Source organism: Psychrobacter sp. JCM 18902 (assembly GCF_904846615.1).
GTDB lineage: Bacteria > Pseudomonadota > Gammaproteobacteria > Pseudomonadales > Moraxellaceae > Psychrobacter.
Genome location: NZ_CAJHBK010000001.1, coordinates 3195957 through 3217454, shown reverse-complemented (window position 1 = coordinate 3217454; position 21498 = coordinate 3195957). Strand labels below are relative to the sequence as shown.

16 protein-coding genes, 1 tRNA gene, 1 other RNA gene and 1 pseudogene are annotated in these 21498 nt (G+C 41.9%); 1 reads left to right on the top strand and 18 read right to left on the bottom strand.

What is annotated here, in order from left to right:
• Positions 1-117: 117 nt before the first annotated feature.
• On the bottom strand, positions 118-1410 hold the full coding sequence (locus JMY05_RS13370; RefSeq protein ID WP_193007713.1) for an OmpA family protein: 1293 nt from the start codon (positions 1408-1410) through the stop codon (positions 118-120).
• A 560-nt stretch (positions 1411-1970) separates the two neighbouring features.
• Here JMY05_RS13370 and JMY05_RS13365 point away from each other — a divergent pair.
• Positions 1971-2696 (top strand): GspH/FimT family pseudopilin, encoded by a 726-nt coding sequence (locus tag JMY05_RS13365; protein WP_227678197.1) that lies wholly within the window; start codon positions 1971-1973, stop codon positions 2694-2696.
• 10 nt (positions 2697-2706) lie between these two features.
• On the opposite strand, the pseudogene JMY05_RS13360 reads toward JMY05_RS13365, so the two are convergent.
• The 17 genes and pseudogenes from JMY05_RS13360 to bioA all read right to left on the bottom strand — a co-directional run bounded on the left by JMY05_RS13360 (position 2707) and on the right by bioA (position 21498).
• Positions 2707-3047: pseudogene (locus JMY05_RS13360) on the bottom strand (pyridoxine 5'-phosphate synthase).
• Positions 3048-3299: 252 nt separating this feature from the next.
• Entirely contained in the window at positions 3300-4076 is a 777-nt protein-coding gene (recO, locus tag JMY05_RS13355) for a DNA repair protein RecO (protein WP_201615298.1), read from the bottom strand.
• A gap of 56 nt (positions 4077-4132) precedes the next feature.
• Entirely contained in the window at positions 4133-5098 is a 966-nt protein-coding gene (era, locus tag JMY05_RS13350) for a GTPase Era (protein WP_045443844.1), read from the bottom strand.
• 361 nt (positions 5099-5459) lie between these two features.
• Entirely contained in the window at positions 5460-6257 is a 798-nt protein-coding gene (rnc, locus tag JMY05_RS13345) for a ribonuclease III (protein ID WP_045443615.1), read from the bottom strand.
• Between the two features lie 120 nt (positions 6258-6377).
• A complete protein-coding gene (locus JMY05_RS13340) occupies positions 6378-6770 on the bottom strand; it encodes a DUF4845 domain-containing protein (RefSeq protein WP_227678196.1) in 393 nt (130 codons plus the stop codon).
• Positions 6771-6916: 146 nt separating this feature from the next.
• The gene (lepB, locus tag JMY05_RS13335; RefSeq protein ID WP_045443610.1) at positions 6917-7819 is read right to left on the bottom strand and encodes a signal peptidase I; all 903 of its coding nucleotides are present in this window, start codon (positions 7817-7819) and stop codon (positions 6917-6919) included.
• 104 nt (positions 7820-7923) lie between these two features.
• A complete protein-coding gene (lepA, locus tag JMY05_RS13330) occupies positions 7924-9720 on the bottom strand; it encodes a translation elongation factor 4 (protein ID WP_045443608.1) in 1797 nt (598 codons plus the stop codon).
• Between the two features lie 349 nt (positions 9721-10069).
• On the bottom strand, positions 10070-11314 hold the full coding sequence (locus JMY05_RS13325; protein WP_045443605.1) for a capsule biosynthesis protein: 1245 nt from the start codon (positions 11312-11314) through the stop codon (positions 10070-10072).
• A 160-nt stretch (positions 11315-11474) separates the two neighbouring features.
• Positions 11475-14057: a capsular polysaccharide biosynthesis protein gene (locus JMY05_RS13320; RefSeq protein WP_201615297.1), complete on the bottom strand. Its 2583-nt coding sequence runs from the start codon at positions 14055-14057 to the stop codon at positions 11475-11477.
• A gap of 80 nt (positions 14058-14137) precedes the next feature.
• Positions 14138-15919: a polysaccharide biosynthesis/export family protein gene (locus tag JMY05_RS13315; RefSeq protein WP_201615296.1), complete on the bottom strand. Its 1782-nt coding sequence runs from the start codon at positions 15917-15919 to the stop codon at positions 14138-14140.
• Positions 15920-15974: 55 nt separating this feature from the next.
• Entirely contained in the window at positions 15975-17081 is a 1107-nt protein-coding gene (locus JMY05_RS13310; protein WP_227678195.1) for a capsule biosynthesis protein, read from the bottom strand.
• Positions 17059-17730 carry an ABC transporter ATP-binding protein gene (locus tag JMY05_RS13305; protein ID WP_045443596.1) on the bottom strand — a complete coding sequence of 224 codons (672 nt, stop codon included), beginning with the start codon at positions 17728-17730 and terminating at the stop codon, positions 17059-17061. Before JMY05_RS13305 ends, JMY05_RS13310 begins: the two co-directional genes overlap by 23 nt.
• A 40-nt stretch (positions 17731-17770) precedes the next feature.
• On the bottom strand, positions 17771-18526 hold the full coding sequence (locus JMY05_RS13300) for an ABC transporter permease (RefSeq protein ID WP_227678194.1): 756 nt from the start codon (positions 18524-18526) through the stop codon (positions 17771-17773).
• A gap of 293 nt (positions 18527-18819) precedes the next feature.
• Positions 18820-18896, bottom strand: a tRNA-Met gene (locus tag JMY05_RS13295).
• A 120-nt stretch (positions 18897-19016) separates the two neighbouring features.
• Positions 19017-19399: RNase P RNA component class A (gene rnpB / locus JMY05_RS13290), an RNA gene on the bottom strand.
• 66 nt (positions 19400-19465) lie between these two features.
• Complete coding sequence (gene bioD, locus JMY05_RS13285; RefSeq protein WP_201615294.1) at positions 19466-20185, bottom strand: dethiobiotin synthase; 720 nt, start codon at positions 20183-20185, stop codon at positions 19466-19468.
• A 2-nt stretch (positions 20186-20187) separates the two neighbouring features.
• Positions 20188-21498 (bottom strand): adenosylmethionine--8-amino-7-oxononanoate transaminase, encoded by a 1311-nt coding sequence (gene bioA / locus JMY05_RS13280; protein ID WP_201615293.1) that lies wholly within the window; start codon positions 21496-21498, stop codon positions 20188-20190.

Sequence of the window (21498 nt, the reverse complement as noted above, 5' to 3'; positions counted from 1 at the left end):
TGCTTCACAAATTTATGTAATAACTTGCTTTTCTCAATCCATAAATAAAAAAAAGCCACCCATTAGGTGACTTTTTTTGTAACTATATATTTAGTAAAACAATCGGTTCAATACTATTTACTGAACAACCATATCTTTAGTTTGTTCAACAGTCATTGTTTTGTCACCAGTGATGATGGCATAAACACGACGGTTCATAGCACGACCTTCTTCAGTGTCGTTTGGAGCGATTGGTTGGTCATAACCATAACCAACTGTTGATATACGGTTTGGAGCAATACCGAATTCGTTAGTCAACATAGATTTAACAGCAACGGCACGGGCTTCAGATAAACGTTGGTTATAACGTGCTGAAGGACCAGTTTTAGAAGCATGACCTTCGATACGTGCTGTAGAGTTAGGATACTCGCGCATCTTCTCTGCTACTTTAGCGATTTCAGGTTGATACTGTGATTTGATCGTTGATTTATCGTTATCAAAGAATACACGTAGTTCCATTTTCAGCTCATCAGTAATATCTACTGGTACTGGGCAACCGCGCTCATCTACTACAACATTCATAGGAGTGCCTGGGCATGCATCGATGCTATCAGGTACGCCATCACCATCAGAATCAAGATCAGATTCAACTACGACTACTGGAGTAGTATCGATAACTGGCTCTTGCATTGGTGGTACTGCTACTGTAGGTGCTAAATGGCCACCAAGTACAACTTCTAGACCGGCCAAAGCCATGCCTTCCCACCAGTTGTTATCAAAGTTATGAATCGCACGAGCTTCACCACGTAGGCTTAAAGCGTCGTTGATACGATACATAGCACCTAGACCTAGGTTACCAATAGTATCTTTAGACTCTGCAACTTCAGTACCAGCAGTAGTAGGATTCGTCTCACCAGTTTTAGTGTAAGTTTCTTGGTTTTCTACTTTAATCTTAGATTGACCAGCACCAACCAATACATATGGCTTGAATGCGCTATCAGTATAACCAGTAAATTCTTCAGTACCGATTAAGAAGTTACCAGAAAGCATGGTTTGTTCTACGTCAAAGCGGTTAACACCAGCTTTTGCAGAATCTTCAGAAGCTTCGCCGTTTGCATTTGATACACCATACTCTACTTGGAACTGAGTAGAAGGAGTTAGTTCAATACCTAGTGCAGCACCAGTGTATAAGCTGCTTTCTTTAGCTACGCCACCATTGTCATTACCACGACCATCAGCATTAGCCATAGGGTCGCCATTGACATTCTCATACAAATTTTTACCAGTTTTCAAAATTTCGCGTTGCTCGTCATGAGCTTCGCCAGTGTAATGATAACCTAGTAACAATGGGCTAATAGTTACGCCAGCATTAGCTGCTAAAGGTGCAGCTGCTACAGCAACCAGAGCTAGAGCAATTTTATTCAATTTCATGGACTTCCTCCAAAGGATAATTTGAGTGATGCATTAAGCAAAACCGCTTCTCAAGATACTCTAAAATAGACATCTTTTACGAATTTTAAGTGACAAAGCAAAACCAATTAAGGAGTAGCTTAGCGATTATCAATTCAGTTTACAACTTTTTTCGTTAACGAGCTACACATTATTACACGATAATGTCGTAACTAAAACACAATAACCAGCTTAAGTTACCTAGAACTAACACACCTTACGCTTTTTATCTTTTGTATGTCAGTTCACAATAGATAGTAAACCTAACAGTATCTATTGTCTGGGCGTATTTTAGTACAGTTAGTATTTTTTCTCTATTATTAAAACCAGTCATTCACTAATTGAAACATTTTTTGACAGTAGACATATATTCTGTTTATATTATATCACTCAACATTATTTCATACATCATAAATTTGATCATTACTCTAAAATTTCGCGCGCATATTGGCTCGATTTCACGCAATGATTGGATTGAATAACATTTAAAGAAGCGAGACTGTTTTATTGAACTACACTACTTATTATAGGTAACAAGCCTCATGGCATTGCTGCATAAAACATTATCAAGTTACAAAGAGCTCTCAGCATTTATGTTATGGGTTTTTACTTCAAATAAGCACAGGCTAGCTCAAAGCCGATTGATTCTTTATGTGTATCACAGATATATAGTATCTCTCTATAAAAGAGCACCTAATACAAACACTAGAACAGACCCAAGCACTGCTAATAGACATAACAAGGGTTTTACGCTGGTTGAACTTATCGTCACTGTATGTGTATTAGCAATTATAGTGACGATCGCAGCCCCAGTCATACGAACGCAATTAGCACGTATGGAAGCCAAACGGATTCAAAGTCAGTTAGAGAATTCTCTTGCCTTAGCCAAGGCTGAGAGTTACATCAGAAGACAGAATGTGATTGTTTGCTTGTCTGATACTGGAGGGCGCTGCCATAGAGACAGCGATAAGACACTTTTGTTATTCATAGATAAAAATGACAATAATCACTTTGATGCTCAGGTAGATTCATTAGTCGTTCAGCAGTCTTTAAATCCTAAATACAGTAAGCTAAGTTTACGAGTTGGAAGTCGACGCCACTACACCAAATTTTGGGGTGATAGTGGCAAACCACGAGGACATTTTGGCCATATAAAATACTGTCCCATTGTTGCTTATAATCAAGCAATGTATCTAATATCATTTAACCAAGGAGGTATTATTAAACAAAAACTTAATGAAGATCATCCCACCGAATGTGACGAATAAAAAACTACCACTAACATAAATTACCACTCACATTTTTTGATAGCTCTATATACATTGCTTCTTTCATCATAATGACGGCCTGCTCGAGTCCTACAAATACAGCGCCTGCAATGAATTCATGGTTAATATTCAACTTATAAATACCCTCAATTTTACGATAGCATCCACATTATCACATGTCAGACCATGACCTACGTTAATTAAGAGGTTCTTATCACTGCGTCGAGCAGTAGCAACAGCTTGCTTCATTCGTTTTAGCTCAGCATTTTGCATGTCCATATCGGCTACCAAGCTTGCTTCGGCATCAGCGCCTGTATGTAACCCAACAGCAGCCGCGCCGCCTTCTCGCATCAAAGAGCTTCGGCTAAAGGGCTTGGCTAACTAACCCCACGCGCTTGACGTAAAGTTGCTACGTGATCAATGTTTACACTTAATAAAAGTTTTTGCAAAGGGTTGTTAGATGAAGTTAGTGAAGCAGTGGTCATAAGAATTTTTTTTGATAACGAAACCCAATTAACTGATCAACGGTACAAGAATATGAAACTTTAGACAGTCTCAGCACCAATCAGATTGGTTATAGCACTTTGAGGATAGTGCTATTATTTATTGGTAACGCTGTTGCTGCTGCCATAGTAGGCGGCTTTGCAATGGTTGATAATCCATTAAATGGTCAATAAGCTGTCGATGAATTTTTGACCAATTATTTAAGGTTTTGTCAGTAATACCTAACTGAGTCATTGCAATGATATCAGTACCTTTGAAAGAATATTGCCCCATAGTATTGTCTAAATGCTCAGTCTGTATATCATTCTGCAAGACAGGCACTAAACCAACATCAGGTAAAAAACGATAAGAATCGTCAGGCTGAATGATGTTTTCAACACTATCGTGAGTCAACATTAAGCTAAAACCCAACTCATTGAATAAATGCTGCTCAAATTGACGCAAGCATAACCGTAATTCGTTGGCGCTCAAAGGTCGCCTAAGCTGAGACAGACTGTCCTGATAATGTAGCCATAATACTGGCATTGGATCTTCAGTCGACAACAACCGCCATAGTATTTCGTTTAAATACAACGCCGCATATTGATGTTGACCTGTAATATTTTCGTAGGGCAGTGCTTCTAGAACAGTGGCAATGCCATCATCTTTTGCTATGCCTGTTTGAGTTGTGTGTTGCGATGCAATATTGATCTGACTAAACGTTTTTAAATCTCGTTTACCAGTGGAAAAGAGCTGCAATGGCATGAACAATGGCGCGCCTTTTTTCCCAATACCATGGATCACGCCATGTTGCTGAGAAAACAGATAATATAAGGCGCGCTTTTCTTGATAAGGACGCTGATGCAATAAATAACCGACTAACGCTTCATTGCGCATTTCTTATTACCTCAGCATCGAGCATATAGAAAAGTGATTAAAGCGCTATTCTTCAATCAATATCCTAAGCTAGTCAATGCACGTTCGTCATCAGACCAGCCACGTTTCACTTTCACCCACAGTGTCAGCATGATTTTTTTATCAAATAACTGCTCCATATCTTTACGAGCATCCATACCAACTTGCTTAATACGCTGACCTTTATCACCAATCACAATGGCTTTTTGACCACTACGTTCAACATAAATAGTTGCATCGATGAAAGTACAAGCCTTACGTGGACGCCCTGTCTTTGGATCAGTGTGCGCAGGCTCATCTTTGAACCCATCAATCTGTACAGTTAAGTCATATGGCACTTCGTCACCAGCGCTACGCATAATTTTTTCGCGGATAATTTCACTGGCCAAAAATCGTTCTGAGCGGTCAGTAATTTGCTCGGTATCATAGATAGGAGCAGCAATAGGAAGATGCGAAGCAATCACTTCTTGTAGACGATCTAGGTTTTGGTTTTTTAAGGCAGATACTGGTACGATATCGGCAAAATCAAAACTGTCATTAAACGTTTCAATCAGTGGCAACACGCTGCCTTTATCTTTTAAGGTATCAGATTTATTAATAACCAATACCACATTTAAATTGGTGTCGCCAAGCTTTTGTAAAACCAACAAATCATCATCACGCCATTGATCTGAATCAACAACGAATAACACCAAATCAACATCTACTAATGCAGATACCGCAGCTTTATTCATACGCTCATTAATAGCACGTACTTCATTGCGATGAATACCCGGCGTGTCAACAAATACTGCCTGCATCTCATGATTTGACAAAATACCGTGGATACGGTGACGAGTCGTTTGCGGCTTACGTGATGTAATAGACAGCTTTTGACCCAATAAGTGATTCATCAAAGTCGATTTACCAACGTTTGGACGTCCAACGATCGCGACATAACCCGCTTTAAAATCATCAGCAATACCTGCATGACTACTAGGGGCAAAGAATTCTTCAATTGCCATATCGTTGTCTACAGTAGTATCTTCTGCTTGATTGATGCCATCGTTAGTAGTATCGATATTATCTTGGTTTTGATTCAATTCTGTGTTTTCGGTCATATTTTTGGCATTATCTTCATCATTGGATGGCAAGTCAGTACGATTGCTCATAGGTTAATCCTATAGAATTTATACCCAGTCAAATGGTGCTTAATGATGTATTGGCTGTATCAGCACTAAAAAAGCAAAACCATTATCGGCTGGGAAATATTTAAGGTTTTGAAATGTGTGACGTTTACGCTAATTCAAATAAACGATTTTTAAAACGTCACTTAACATATACTGTCAAAAAAATTGGTATGTGCTATCCATAGGTTAATCCTAGTTAGGATCGCTTTTTAGCTGAGCTCGGCAGTTTATGCAACTGGTTAATCATTAGTTCTGCTGCTTTTTGTTCAGCGATACGGCGGCTCTCACCAGATTCAGTAATATCAGCACAGTTATTGATATTAACATGGCAACGTACAACAAAAATTTGATGCGGCGCGTTACCACGTGTTTCCATTAGCTCATAATGTGGCAGATCAAACTGCTTAGATTGCAGCCACTCTTGCAATCGGCTCTTGGCATCTTTTAACGCTTTTTGGTCATTAACGTTGTCAATCAAATCACCATACCATGAGAGAACACAATCACGAGTAATATCCAAATCTTGGCTGTCTAAATAAATAGCACCAATCAAAGACTCCACAGCATCAGCCAATATAGAAGCGCGATTGCGCCCACCACCTTTACGCTCACCTATCCCTAATATCAGATGATTAGAGAGCTCTAAGTTTTGCGCAATAATAACCAATGATTCTTGACGTACCAAGGTGGCACGCATACGAGTCAAGCGACCCTCATTTTGGCTAGGATAGCGATGATATAAAGCCTCACCCACAATCATTCCTAACAGAGCGTCTCCTAAAAACTCTAAACGCTCATAATTTTTTTTGCTATCAAATGAGCGGTGTGTCAACGCAAGTTTGGGGAGACTCAAGTCCTTAAACACATAGCCTAACTTGCGTGTTAATACGGCTAACTGCTGAATAAATTCTGAGCTAACAATCAGCGTGTCGACAGACGTGCTATTTTGTTGAGGAGTAGTAATCGCTTGGGAATGCTGCAAAGTTGGTTTCATGCGTGGCTTGTGGTTATCCCTTCTGTTTTACTGATTTGGTTAGTAATAGTATGGATTAATGAATATTATAAAGATATTCAGAGATTAAAAAGTTTAAGAGTGATCTAACATTCTTTTTAGTTACTCTGCTGTTGTCATATCGATATCACCTTCGAAGCGATTGACGATATCAACATTACCAAAGAAATTGTTGGTGACTGCATATTCTTTACGAATAGCCAATTGTCCCGTCTTTTTATCAATAAAAGTAAATACGTCTTCCGCCTGAGTATCATAATCAGCATTAATAGATAGCTGTCTATTAACACGCTCGACAAACTGCTTGGCCGTCTCATTATTATTATTTGCCTCCTTAAGCTGTGCGCTTAAGGTCTTGGTCAATTGATAATCACCGATCTGAGCAGGTACGATAGCAACCATCAATTTGGCAGCAACTCCTAACACAAGAATAATTAAAACGATACTCGTTACGCTAGCACCACGCTGTGTGGCGATTCCAGATAATTGCTGCACTACGATATCCCTCTACTGGTAAACAACTATTTTTTAGGAGCTACCGAAATACTAGGTAGCCGTTTATTAGATAGCAACAATATTAGCATAAAACTATTATCGATAAATCAACCAATAGAGCGTCTCATAATCTTAATTACATAATCTTAATCAATAGTACCATTGCGTTCAAAGGTTGGTAAATTAATTCCGGGTGGCTTATGCATCCAGATATAAACCGCTTTACCCGCTAAATTCTCATCAGGAACAAAACCCCAGAACCGACCATCAGCACTACGATCGCGGTTATCGCCCATCACAAAATACTGACCTTCTGGAACGCTAATACGCCATTTAGTACCTGCTGAGCTAACCACTTCTGGCGATTGCTGCTGCAAAAATGGTGCATATTGAGAGCTATTCATACCATTCAAGTAACGAACAAGATGCTTGTTTTCACCTTGTGTTTCCTGAAAGTATTGCGCCTCACCCTCTTCTTGCTGACCCATCGCTGCCGCACTGTCTTCGGTCAGTACTTGCCCTGGACCAATTTGTCCTGGTAAATAAAGCTGTGAGGTCAACTCAGGGTTTGCCGCAAACTCAACAGGCTTAGTATCAACTGGGACATCGTTGATAGAAAGTGTCCCTTGATCATAACTAACAGTATCACCAGGCAAACCAATGACACGCTTAATATAATAAATACTTGGGTTTTCAGGATAGCGGAATACCGCCACATCACCATGTTCAGGCGCGCCCGTATCCAGCACTTTGTTATACGTCAGCGGTAGGCGCACCCCGTAGGCATACTTATTAACCGCAATAAAATCGCCCGTATATAATGTCGGCACCATAGAAGATGAAGGGATATTAAAAGGCTCAATCAAAAACGAGCGTACTATTAACACCACTGCCAATACAGGGAAAAAATCATAAGCCCAGCGTACCAAGAGACTTTCTTGACCACGCCCGCGAGTTTTACGCTGTTTCAGGGTCAGCTTATCTAATAGCCAAATAATACCCAAACCAATGGTTAATGGTACTAAAATTAAATTAAAATCAAAATCCATACTCAATTGCCTATTAACGAGCGACTTATCTGGCTATCTATACTATCAACTGCGCCACTAATTACACCAAAAAAACTATCGTTGACCAGTCAATTAGTAATGACTTACTCAACCTGCAATACCGCTAAGAAGGCTTCTTGTGGAATCTCCACATTACCGACTTGCTTCATACGTTTTTTGCCGGCTTTTTGCTTAGACAGTAGCTTTTTCTTACGCGACACATCACCGCCATAACACTTAGCCAAGACGTCTTTACGCATGGCTTTCACTGTACTACGCCCAATAATTTGGCTACCAATCGCGGCCTGAATTGCCACATCAAACATCTGACGCGGAATCAATTCTTTCATCTTAGTCACCAAAGCATTACCACGATAGCGTGATTGGGTTTCATGAACAATCATGGCCAGCGCATCGACTTTTTCGCCATTGATTAATACATCTACTTTAACCAATTTATCGACTTGATAACGCTCAAAATTATAGTCAAGTGAGGCAAAACCGCGCGAAACGGATTTTAGACGGTCAAAGAAGTCCATGACCACCTCTCCCATCGGAATATCAAAGATCAGCTGTACTTGACGACCCATAAAACGCATATCTACCTGTACGCCGCGGCGCTCGATACAAAGCGTCATGACATTACCTAAGTAATCTTGCGGTACTAAAATCTGACAGCGGGCAATGGGCTCACGGAACTCTTCAATATTATTCGGCTCAGGGAGTCTTGATGGATTATCAACATACATGATATCGCCATTTTTCTTGACGATCTCGTAGATAACGGATGGCGCAGTAGTAATCAAATCCAAGTCATATTCACGCTCTAAACGCTCTTGGATAATCTCCATGTGCAGCATACCAAGGAAACCACAACGGAAACCAAAGCCTAGTGCATCTGAGGTATCAGGCTCGAAGAACAATGACGCATCGTTGATTTGTAGCTTTTGCAGCGCTTCACGGAATTTTTCAAAATCAGTAGAATCAACAGGGAACATACCGGCATAGACTTGCGGAGTAATCTGTTTAAAACCTGGAATACGCTCAACGTCTGGCGTTTTGGCGTGGGTAATCGTATCACCCACTGGCGCGCCAGCGATATCTTTGATACCAGCAATAATAAAACCGACTTCACCCGCCTCCAAGATACCCGTATCGACAGGCTTGGGCGTAAAGACACCGATCGAGCCGACTAAATGCGACTCTTTGGTTGATTTGATATAAAGTTTATCACCTTTTCGGATAGTACCTTCACGTACCCGAACTAAAGACACAACGCCTAGATAGTTATCAAACCAAGAGTCAATAATCAATGCTTGTAGTGGCGCCTCACGATCACCAGTCGGTGCAGGGATAAATTCAACCAATGCTTCTAGCAGTTTATCGACGCCCAAACCCGATTTAGCAGAAACTCGTGGTGCATCAACTGCGTCAATACCAATGATGTCTTCAATCTCTTGAATGACACGCTCAGGCTCGACTTGTGGCAAATCAATTTTATTTAGTACCGCCATGACTTCTAGACCCTGATCAACGGCAGTATAGCAGTTGGCCACGGACTGAGCTTCCACCCCTTGCGCGGCATCAACGACCAATAGCGCCCCTTCACAAGCGGCTAGTGAACGCGACACCTCGTATGAGAAGTCAACGTGTCCTGGAGTATCGATAAAGTTGAGCTGATAGCGCTCACCATTAGGATGATCGTAGAATAAGGTTACCGACTGCGCTTTAATGGTGATACCGCGCTCACGCTCAATATCCATGGAGTCAAGTACTTGCGCCTGCATCTCGCGATCTTGCAAGGCACCGCACATTTGAATAAAACGATCAGCAAGCGTCGACTTGCCATGATCAATGTGGGCAATGATTGAAAAGTTACGAATATTTGCTAATGCAGTCACAAAGCGCCTACTAAATTAAGGGTGATAGAATAATAAAATTAAGAAATAAATACTGTCAGGCGCAACCGCTAAAATAACTGTCCATCGTTGAAGAGAAAATAATTAGAATCAGCTTATTTGCCAATATTATCATCTCCAATCAACCGCTCAGGACGTCAACTCTTATGCGCAGGCATGAAAGAGTATTCTAGCAGTTTTCTACCATAAAGTAAGGCGATTTTATTAGCAGAGGGATGATTTACAAGTGAAGTTACGAGCGGATAACTATACAGATAGAAAGCGAGCGGCTTGATAGCACCTTATTCACTTCGACAAGACTCATGCTAACTGAATATGAACAATCAATAATCTACTGAGGGGTATTGGTTTTGGACAGATCGCTCTCTATGGGTTCACATCCTGCGCTATGCAGATATTTATGCATCCATGGTGACTTACCGTAAAAAGCCCCGTTGATTTGAGTTTGCTCTATCAAGTATTCACGGAATCTAAGATAAAACTCATTATCTGGGCGGTTAGGTTGTTGCCAAAACTCATTCAGTGGTTTTTGATCTATCAGTTTCGGCGTATCATAAATCGCACGACCCATGATCTTGGTAGGTTTTTTGTGATATACCGATTGCAAACCTGTCGTGCTATTAATGGTCACCATCCCAATACTGTGTTTCATCAAGGTTGGCAGGTGCATGTCGCAACCATAAAATACACGATCCGCCACTTGATAGCGTCTAGCCAAGCTAGATACCAGCTCGCGATAATCTCGATGACCACGATCTAACGGATGATGCTTAAATACCAGTAACTGCTGCTTATCAGCATACTCTGCAAAGCTGGTAATAGACTCATCAATAAACTGCACCACATCACGGTAGTCACTATGATGGGTAATCTGCGAGTCATTATGTACTTGTAAACTAATCAAAAAATAATTATTACTTTGTTCTTTGGTCAGCTTATTTTGCAATTGCTTATCAGGTAAATACCCTCGCAATTTACGCCATGGTGCTTTGAGCCAAGCGATTGCTTCTTGCCACGCTGTCATACCGCGATAGTGCGAATAATGCGGATAGCGACTTTTGTATATCCAAACGATAATATAGTAGACAATCGCAGCGATACTCAAACGATAAAAACGATTGTGAGTATACAGTGGTTTATCATTGGCTTTTTTGAGCGCTTTAATATCTGCCGTATTTAAGCGCGAATAGCCATTAATGCCATATTCTTGCAATGTAATGTAATCGGGACGCAAGTAGCCTTCTTCAAATACAAAAAAAGAGGTGCCCAACTGCTCACTGATACAAGCAGCTTGGGTGTGATGCGGACGACAATCACCAAAACAGACAATCGCATCAATGCTATTTTCTTCAATGAAAGCCTGCAACCAAGAAGAGAACTGCGCTAAGGTATCAGTATATTCATAGGTATTATCATGATGATAAAAGAATGCATCACCTGCATTAAAGTTAATCTTACTAACTTTAATATTTTGAGTTTGCAAAAATGTCGAAAAACGGTTAAAGAATCCGCCCATCTTTCCTTGTAACAGCAAGACGTGTCGATGAGTAAGCAAGTGAGACATCGAAGCTGCCATAGTATTGAATTACCATTAATGAGAAGATGAAGGATAAAAGCGGGAGTACTTATTAAACAACTTGAATATTAAGCCGTGTGAATACAAATCAATCATCACTGATTATACCGAAAAAGTCCCTACTTGTCGCAATGGATTTGCGTCACAAGTTTGGAATAAACTAACGAGATAGTTTACGCAGGCGCTGCTGCCATTGATGACGCTGCTGCATAAAACGAGTAGTCGCTTGGCGTTTAAAATTTTCAGATAGCGTGGGTAAAACTGAAGTCGCATGGTTAATCGAGCTATTTATAGGGTTAGATATTTGCGCTTGAGATTCTGTATTATGAATATCTTTAAGCAAAGGAGCACTTTTAGGAGGGTATAAATAGTCAATCACTTGCTCTACTTGTGCAAGCCCGTAGCCATTAGGTAAACGATATAAGGGATAGCGAATAAGCGCACAATATAACAATTGCTCAAGCGTTAATGCAGTGTCGCGTTTTCGTCTCTCTAAATAGTCAGCTTTCGGTGAAAACTGGGCATCAATATCTGCCGTTAACCCCCAACCAGCATAAAACGGTAAGCCGTAGCAAGTAACGTCTAAACCGCGCAGCAACGCCTCAAAGCCAGTCAATGAGCTAATCGTATGTACTTCATCAACACACTCTAAGCAATCAGGCATCGCGGTATCATAGGCGACGGCACTGACCTGTTGTAAAAACTCTGCGCTAACCTTACCAGCCCTTAGTCCTGCTTCAACATCAGGATGCGGCTTATAAATAAGATAAGCATTAGGGTTGTCTTGGCATACACGCTCAATCAAGCCGCTGTTGGTTTTGATCGTTGAGCCGCAGTACTGCACCGATAAATCATCTTCGACTTGACCGATGATTAGAAGACGACGCTTGCCAGATACCCTAGCCTCATCCATCCAAGAAGTATGCTGGTTATTAGCACTGTCGACCTCAGCCCCAACATTGTATTTACTCACCCGCTGATTCAGCAATTTATCTTGCAGCTGTTTTACACGGACACTTTGCTGTGGGTTCAGTGCTTGACAATGACGTAGCAACGTCTCTAAATCTGAGGGCTGGGTCGCATCATAATAAATGCCTTGCTTGTCTATGACGACCGACAACGGTGCTAACAACGTCGCGCCCAAACCATTTGAGCGGATAAATCCATCTTCCATACAGTATATAGACGGTATGGACAAATGCGGCTGTTTCTCAAGCTTACGCTGTAATTTATTTTTTACTTGTTGCCGCTTAGCCAAACCCCACACTAATAGAGGCTGCTGATAATCAACACGAAAATGATCAGGATGCAGTAGATTCTTGAGACGTGGCTTGGGTTTGATAAATAATGTCGTACGCGGTAGATTCGTAAAAGCTTTTACAAATGGTAATTTCCAGCGACTAAATTCATATATCGTGAGATCCCCTTCAAGGCGCGCTTGCCAATATCGATTAGTCACTAGCCATTCTATCGCTGTATCAATATCACAGGCTTGCTTGGTGGCCGGATCTACATAACGACTATAATCTATATAGGCGCTATAAAATAACGTTTCTAACGTTGCAGATTTTTTTTTAGCAAATGATGTAGGAAACAACGCAGGATTTGAATGTCCCTGAGCCTCTAACAGTTTGCTAACAAGTTTTTGACGACGTTTCTCGACCGCTTTAAGCAGATTTTTGGGTGCGCCGCTGTCATCAGTTAGACCCCAGCCACTATACCAATTAACCCCGAAGCAATGTACTGTTTTACCTAACATCAACGCTTCAAAGCCCATATGGGAGCTGACCGTATAAACATGGTCAACTTGCTCTAATAGCTGGATAGGATTGAGTGCTTGAGTTAATAGCCGAACCTGCTTAGGTAATTTTAAACGGGTCAGGTATCCCGATTTTGACGCAGGATGTGCCTTTATCCAAATATGGGCGTGAGGATGATTACGACACGCAGATGTTAACATCTTCTTAAACTGACGTTTATCCGCGCCTGCACCAGTGATAGAAGCATCACCAACCACTTGGTCAATCAATAAAACATGCGATTTCAAGGAATCTGCCGTTGTGTTAACGCCGTCTTGATTCATCAATTCATTCAAGGACGGACAATCGATCACTGCGTTATATTTACTGAGCTGCTCATTACAAATACGTGCCATCAATTGCCGCGCGCGCACTTCATTCATTTCATAATTATTGGGCGTAGTAGCATTTTTAGTACGCTCAATAATCAGCCGCTCAAGGCGTGAGTCATACGTCGTATCAAAATAAATACCAAGGTCATCGACGACGACACTCAGGCCATGACGGCTACTAACACCAGAATCTAATGAGCGCAAAAAGCCATCTTCGACACTTAATGTCTCAAGCTTTTGCCGCTTAGCCACTTTATTAGCTCGTTGATAACTTTTTTTGCGACCCCAACCGATAAAGGCATCGGGTTGCTGAAAAGAGAGAGAGGAACTGGACAAATGAGTTATCTGATTTTTTATCATGTTTGGTAATGGCAATGCAGACAGTAAATGCGTTTTACCTGCATTGATACGTTGCGGTATACCTGACCACGGATACCAGCGCTGAATATCTGCCTGCAATACCTGAGACAAAAGTACATTGTTTTGACGCATACCCTTACCAATGACCGCCAAATGCTGTGGCAATTGGTATGCGGATGATGGCAAAAGCAAGGCATTATCAGAGTGAGAGGTAACTGCCACATTGACATCATCTGCCGCGCTTTTTGCCATTTCTAACACCCTTATTCATTACTTTTGCATCTATCTATGTAGATGACTTGTTCTCTTGTTATACAACTTTTCAATAATGGTTATAAATCGAGAACCACTTTAGCAGCAATGGCCAACTGATAAACAATTTGCGATAAGCCACGAGCAATTTCTACGCGCTTGGTTTTGACTTTTGGTAATACCATAATCTCATCGCCTTGCTGGATACGGTAAGCGGTATTGACCACCTCGCTGGCGCCATTTTGATGGATAATCAAGATTTCTTTAACATCAGCATTGTCAGAGAAACCGCCTGAATTGGCAACATAATCACCAACGGTATAATCTGGATTAAAGGTCAGTGCGCCTTGTGCTCGTACTTGACCATTAACGGTAATGACAGACGTTTGCGCAGGTATCTCAATGATATCACCTTGCTGCAGAATAATATCCTGCCACGAATTCGGGACGACAACAATTTGACCCGTCGTTTTAACATTACGCGCTTTGGCAACAAACTGCTTAACCAACGCTGCATCGTCTTGACGCAGTGCTGCTTCTTCACGAGTGGTCGACTGCGTGGCAAGCGTCAGCTCTTCTAGACGATCGAGCGACTCATTAATCATGCGTTTTTGTTGCTCAGCAACAGACTCACGATAAATGGTCAGATGAGTCAGTTTAGCGAGTGGGCTTGGCTGTAGCTGTGGCACGATGTCCTTTAAGCGAGCGCCATATGGCACAACCATGGCACCATTACCCGTATGCGCACCTTTTACTTGCACCGCGATTGTGCCCGCATAACGATCGGAGGTAACTACCATCTGATCACCATTATAAACAGGCACGTTTTGAGCTTCTGCCAACGAGTAATATTCCGCCGTCTGTGCACGTCCTGCACTACGAGTGATACTAACGTTGGTCGCATTTGCTGCGGGATTGGCCACTTGCAACACATCACCAATGGTTAGATCGTTCACATCAAATTCAAAGGTATATTCGTTTTGAACTTGGCCGCCCACTTCAAAGGTTTTTTTCTGCGGCGCGACCGTAATCACATCGCCATCACGAAATGAGAATGCTTGTAATTTACCCGCTAGTAAAAAATCATACAGGTTGACTTGCTGTAGCATTTGCCCATTACGTTTGATTTGAATATCAATGTAACTACCACGAGTCGGATCAACACCGCCCGCTCTATCTAAATAAGACAATACGGAATCTGCTGCTAAACCTCCGTAATAACCAGGTTGTTTAACGAAACCTGTTACAAATACTTTCACTGGCTGTGCTTGCTCTAATGAGGCATAAACGCCAACGTTCGAGCGATAAATACGACTGACAGCACTTTTTACCACATTTTGCAGACTGCCATTTTGAACACCTGAGACACGTACTGGACCGATATTTGGCAAGAAAATATTGCCTTGTGGGTCGACGGTCATGGTAGCCGCATATTGATAAGCGCCCCACATCCGTACTTGGACGTTATCACCCGGGTTGATCACGTAACTGTCATTAAAGGTAGAACCAGAAGTAGTCGAAAATGCTCCACGGAAGAGCTGCTCACCAAACATCATGTCTTGCGTGTTGATTTCTTGATAGGGGCGCGTGGTATTGATGACTGACTGACTTGGCAAGCTTGAGGCATTAACCGCTTCTTGCGCGGTCGCCTGTCCTGATACACCACCTGCAAATGCCTGTGTTGAGACATTGATGTTATTGCGGTTTTGGTCTTGACTCATGCTGTTATTGCTGGTGCCAAAGCTAGATCCTGAGATTTGATCAGCATAACTGCCTGCTGCTAGTGCTGATACACTGCTGGCGGCCATGGCCAAACTTAACACTTTTATCACGGTCACAAGAGGACGTGGTTTCATATTCATGAGTGGTATTCCTTTGCTGATCTATCGATCATTACTGATATCTGGTGTGTTAAAACTAGCTACGATGATCACGGACAACCGCCATCACTAGGCGCACAAATCCATAAAGCATCAAAAGCAAAGCCAAAGATGTCCAAATAATATAAGCACGGCGTGGATAAGTTGCTTCTTCAGCTTGATATGGTGTTGAGATGACAATCAAATTTTTCATCTTTTTAAAGGCTTCTAAACGTGCCTTCTCAAGTGAAGATAACGACAATTTATAGAGCTCAGTAGCAAAATCAACATCTGCCTTGATAGTCTCAAACTGTACCGCTTGACGGTTCAACTTGGTAGTATTCGGTGATGTCAGCTTGGTTTGCTCTTGACTGATTTGCTCCTCAACCGCTTGAATCTGACTTCTTAATGACACTACTTGCGGTGCATCTGGATTTAGATAGCTGAGTAATTGACGCTCTTCGGTACGTAATGAGCTTAATTGCGCTTGCAAACTACCAATCAGCTGATTCACAATTTGAGCATTGGATTGTGGATCGTAAATCTCATTTTCGTTTTGATACTTTAATAGCTGCTCTTTGGCATCATTTAGGCGATCTTGTGATTCATCTAACTGTGTCTCAGCAAATACCAGCTGATCACGAGCCACCTCTTGTGAAATACGGTTGACGAACTGCTCAGACTCATTGAGGATCGTTTTATTCAGCTCAAAAGCATACTTTGGATCAAAGGCTTCCGTCGATACTGACAGCACATAGCTTTGCTCGTCCAGATTGATGTGTACACGCTTTTTGAAGTACTCAAGTAATTCTTCTTGTGTGGCATCAGGCTCAATCTCATTGAGCGGATCTGAGCCATCGACATGATACGCTTCGCGGAACTTGAACTTATTATCAAGGCGCTTCACCATATCATTGGATAGAATATACTCGGTCAGATAAGTCGCATCTTCTTTACTGGTACTGTTCACACCCAACAAGGCCGACAGTCCACCGCCAGAAGGCACACTGGTATCACTGACTTGTTTGACCACCACATCAGCCGTCGAAATAAACCGCGGATGAGCAATGGTCATGACATAAAATATCACCAACGCCCAAGGGAGGACCACCAAGCCAATAAACAGCGAGAAGTCAATTATCTTATTTTTTCGCTTTGTGGACATGCTCTTCATATACCTCAATCGCTTCTGTTGTGTCTTCAAAGACGTGTGCTGTTTGATCCATTAGCACAATACCAATATCACAATTACGCTTAATATCACCGATGTTATGCGATACGATCAAAAACCCTGCTTGTTCACGGCGCGCGGCCAATATCTCTTCACTACGCTTACGAAAAGCCGCGTCACCAACGGCACCTGCTTCATCAAGCATATAATAATCAAAATCGAAGGCCAAACTTAGCCCAAAGGTTAATCGCGCTCTCATGCCTGACGAATAACTTTTTACCGGCATATCGAAATAGTTTCCGATATCTGCAAACTCTTCCACAAAACGAATTTTTTCGTCAATATAGGGACCGCTTGAATAAAGACGGCAAACAAAGCGGACATTTTGACGACCCGTCAAACTACCTTGGAAACCGCCGGCTACCCCTACTGGCCAAGAAATCGTCGAGTCGGTAATAATCTCTCCGTGATCAGGCTTATCTAGTCCGCAAATAATACGCAGCAAAGTCGATTTACCCGCCCCGTTACGACCGAGTAAACCCACACTTTTTTTATCACCAATAGTCAGATTCAAATCTTTAAATAGATAATGCCGACCCTGCTTGGTCATAAAGGACTTAGAAACATTTCTAATTTCAATCATTTGTTTGTCCTAAGTTAACACTGGTATCGCAATTAATGATTTATTTAGAACGTATAAGATCTTTTTCTACTGCTTTGTACAATAGTAAGCCAAAGAAATTAACACTTACCATCCATTTCAAAAAATAACCGATATCAATATGATAAGCCGGATAGTTTGGCGCAAGTGCATGACGCATAAGCTCAATATTATGAATGAAAGGATTATAGAGCAAATAGCTAAAATAGGGCTCAGGGATAATATGAATTGAATAAATAATCCCAGATATGAAATATAAGATAGTAAAAATCAAACCTATAATTTTGCTGATTTCACCACCATAATAACCGACAACCATCATAATCATCGCTAGACCAAACCCAAACAAAAATAAGGTCAACCAACAAAACAATACTACATTCAAATGTGCAAGGCTGATGGGAATACCAATGAATGCAAGTATGACTAACAACAGTACAAAGGTAAAAAAATAAATCACTAGCTCTAGAAATGAACGGGCAATAATGACGTCAATATGCCGTACTGATCGATACATTAAAAGCCCTTGATTGGCCTCAACTGCTCCTAACGATCGTGTTGCTATGGTACTCATCATACGAAAAGGCACTAGGCCTGCCACCAGAAATAACATGTAGTCCATTCCTGGTAGTACACGAGTCATAATAGCGCCAAATATTATCAAATAAATAGCAACTTGAAACATTATCTCTAATGGCGCCCACAGATAGCCCAAGCGATAACCACTAAAGCGCGTTTGCAGCTCACGCATCAGCAAAGCATGGAATGCTGCACCCATGACTTTCAGACCACTGCGGTGCTTAATAGGACGATAAGGAGGTAGTTGTACAGACATGGCGTTACAGGACTTTACCGAAAACAGCCCCTATGATAAGTAAGAGGGACATAAGTTACAACAATTAATCTGTACCTAAACAGATAAAGCTATGATTTAGCAAGAAATCAATAGGTAATTATAATTTTATGGTGCGCATTGAGCCATTCACCATATTATGAAATAATTTATTTCAGGCAAAAAAATACCAATCAAATAATGATTGGTATTTTTAATACTACAGGTATTGCTAAAAATGGTGGCGATGAAGAGACTTGAACTCTTGACCTCACGATTATGAGTCATGCGCTCTAACCAGCTGAGCTACATCGCCATTTTAGGATGCAAATTTTACCCAAGATGTTGACTGTCGTCAACCCCTATAAGGGCATTTTTTTGCAAAAAAGATGAATTTTATTCAAATTAGCTGCATTTTTATCACGAACAATAAAAAAGGTTTGGTAAACCGATAAGCCGGGTTCTGTCGTGGACAATCATTCCTCTAGGCGCACAATCGCTCGTACGCTCAAGCAACCTACCCGCATCGAACGCGGGCCGCGCCATGCCGATGCCTATTTGGTCTTGCTACGCGTGGAGTTTACCATGCCGTGAACTGTTGCCAGCCACGCGGTGCGCTCTTACCGCACCCTTTCACCCTTACCGATGACATGAATATCTTGCGATACTCATATAAGCCGAAGGCGGTCTACTCTCTGCTGCACTGGTCGTCAAGTTACCCTGCCCAGCCGTTAGCTGGCACGCTGCCCTATGTAGCCCGGACTTTCCTCCCCTGCATGTCTGTTGCCAGTGTGCAGCGGCGATTGCCTAGTCTACCAAGCGCGCTAGTATAGCAAAATTAATGAGGCTTTCGGAAAGTTTTTTTGTCTTATTTTTAGCACTGATTTATACAAAGTTTTTAGGGAGTATAAAATCCATATTGCCACTGCCATCATGCTCTTGTACAGATAAGGCTAACCAATGCGCCATTGGATAATGCTGTGCTAGATAGTTTTGTAGAAAATCAATTGTGCTATTTGCAATCTCAACATCCGTCTGAGCAGCATTATCATGGATATGATTATAAATAACACTATGTACAGATAACCAACGTACTTTTATTGCCTCTAAACTCAGTAACGTGTGATTGATGCTACCAAGCCGACCTGAGGTGACCAAAACAACCGGATAGCCTTGCTCAGCAATATAATCTAAAGTTAATAGTTGCTCAGTGATTGGCACTAATAATCCGCCTGCGCCTTCTAAGAGCACCACATCGTAGCTTTGTTGCAATTGCTGCGTAGATTTAGTGATGATTTCAGGGTTTAAAGTTGCATTGGCAAGTGCGGCGGATAAATGCGGTGACGCAGGCTTCTCATAACGGTAAGGACAAGTGGTGAAATTAAGGTCGCAAGGTTGCAACGGAAGGTTCATCAGCTGACGATGGATAATAATATCATCAGCAATTCCCATCTCACCACTATCTGGATTTATTGCGACACCAGTTTGCACCAGCTTTTGGGTAATAACATTAATACCTTGCTGCATCAGCGCTTTGGCAATCATACCCGTCGCATAAGTCTTGCCGATGTCGGTATCGATACCAGAGATAAAGAGAACGCTCATCATTAACCCTTTTGCGTTAAATAAATACTGACCACTTTTAATAACGCTTGGCAAAGGGTAGCAAGTTCGTCATCTGCAATCACATAAGGCGGCATGATATAAACCAGTTTCCCAAATGGTCTGACCCAAATACCATTCTCAATCAATAAAGCCTGAAAGATAGGCATCTCAACAGCGTCATGTAACTCAATGACTGCGACCGCACCCAAACAACGTACCTCAGCAACACCTTCTAGCAGCACAGCTGGCGCTAGCTGCTGCTCCATAGTCCGTTGCATATTTGCAGTACGTGCTTCAATATCATAGGAGAGTATTAAATCAATTGAGGCACAAGCGACGGCACAAGCCAGCGGATTGCCCATAAAGGTCGGACCGTGCATCAGTGCCGGATAATCACTTTGGCTAATGGTATCGGCAATTTTTCGAGTGCATAAAGTCGCCGCAAAAGTCATATAACCGCCAGTTAATGCCTTGCCAATCGTCATGATATCAGGACTGATACTCGCATGCTCACAAGCGAATAATTTGCCACTACGCCCAAAACCAGTCGCGATTTCATCGGCAATTAGTACTACTTTGTATTTATCACACAATTTGCGAAGCAGCTGCAAATACTGAGGACTATAAAAGCGCATCCCGCCTGCGCCTTGAATAATCGGCTCGATAATAAATCCAGCCAACTTATCGCTATTTTTATCAAAGAAATCCGTTAATTCATCATATTCAGACTGGCTAATATCACGTTCAAAGCCCATTGGCGGAGCTGGCACAAAATGCTGCATCGGTAATTGCTTACCATAGAGACTATGCATGCCATTGATAGGGTCGCAGACACTCATCGCATGCCATGTATCACCATAATAGCCAGAATGGGTCGAGGCAAATTGCTGCTTGTCTGGGCGCTTAGCGGCAATTTGATATTGCAATGCCATCTTAAGCGCAACTTCTACCGCAATGCTACCGCTATCGGCATAAAATATCGCATCCAGTCCGGCAGGCACAATTGACAGCAGTTTTTTGCCCAAATCGATGGCGGGCTGATGGGTCAAACCACCAAACATGACATGCGCCATTTTACCCAACTGCTCAATAATTGCCGCGTTTAGTTTGGGGTGATTATAGCCATGGACACTCGCCCACCACGATGACATCCCATCGATCAGACGCGTACCATCTTGCGTGACGATATAAATACCATCAGCGTGATCAATCACAATATTAGGATAAGTCGGCGGTAAGCTGGCGTACGGATGCCAGAGATGTTGCTGGTCAAAGTCGTTCGTTGATTTCGTAGATGAGAGTGATTCTGTCAT

Coding starts and splice junctions, on each gene's coding strand:
- era (WP_045443844.1), bottom strand. CDS start 5,098: ATGGCAATTGAAGAATTCTTTGCCCCTAGTAGTCATGCAGGTATTGCT.
- JMY05_RS13315 (WP_201615296.1), bottom strand. CDS start 15,919: ATGAATATGAAACCACGTCCTCTTGTGACCGTGATAAAAGTGTTAAGT.
- JMY05_RS13305 (WP_045443596.1), bottom strand. CDS start 17,730: ATGATTGAAATTAGAAATGTTTCTAAGTCCTTTATGACCAAGCAGGGT.
- JMY05_RS13325 (WP_045443605.1), bottom strand. CDS start 11,314: ATGGCAGCTTCGATGTCTCACTTGCTTACTCATCGACACGTCTTGCTG.
- JMY05_RS13310 (WP_227678195.1), bottom strand. CDS start 17,081: ATGTCCACAAAGCGAAAAAATAAGATAATTGACTTCTCGCTGTTTATT.
- JMY05_RS13320 (WP_201615297.1), bottom strand. CDS start 14,057: ATGGCAAAAAGCGCGGCAGATGATGTCAATGTGGCAGTTACCTCTCAC.
- bioA (WP_201615293.1), bottom strand. CDS start 21,498: ATGACAGAATCACTCTCATCTACGAAATCAACGAACGACTTTGACCAG.
- bioD (WP_201615294.1), bottom strand. CDS start 20,185: ATGAGCGTTCTCTTTATCTCTGGTATCGATACCGACATCGGCAAGACT.
- rnc (WP_045443615.1), bottom strand. CDS start 6,257: ATGAAACCAACTTTGCAGCATTCCCAAGCGATTACTACTCCTCAACAA.
- recO (WP_201615298.1), bottom strand. CDS start 4,076: ATGCGCAATGAAGCGTTAGTCGGTTATTTATTGCATCAGCGTCCTTAT.
- JMY05_RS13370 (WP_193007713.1), bottom strand. CDS start 1,410: ATGAAATTGAATAAAATTGCTCTAGCTCTGGTTGCTGTAGCAGCTGCA.
- JMY05_RS13300 (WP_227678194.1), bottom strand. CDS start 18,526: ATGGGTGCAGCATTCCATGCTTTGCTGATGCGTGAGCTGCAAACGCGC.
- JMY05_RS13365 (WP_227678197.1), top strand. CDS start 1,971: ATGGCATTGCTGCATAAAACATTATCAAGTTACAAAGAGCTCTCAGCA.
- lepB (WP_045443610.1), bottom strand. CDS start 7,819: ATGGATTTTGATTTTAATTTAATTTTAGTACCATTAACCATTGGTTTG.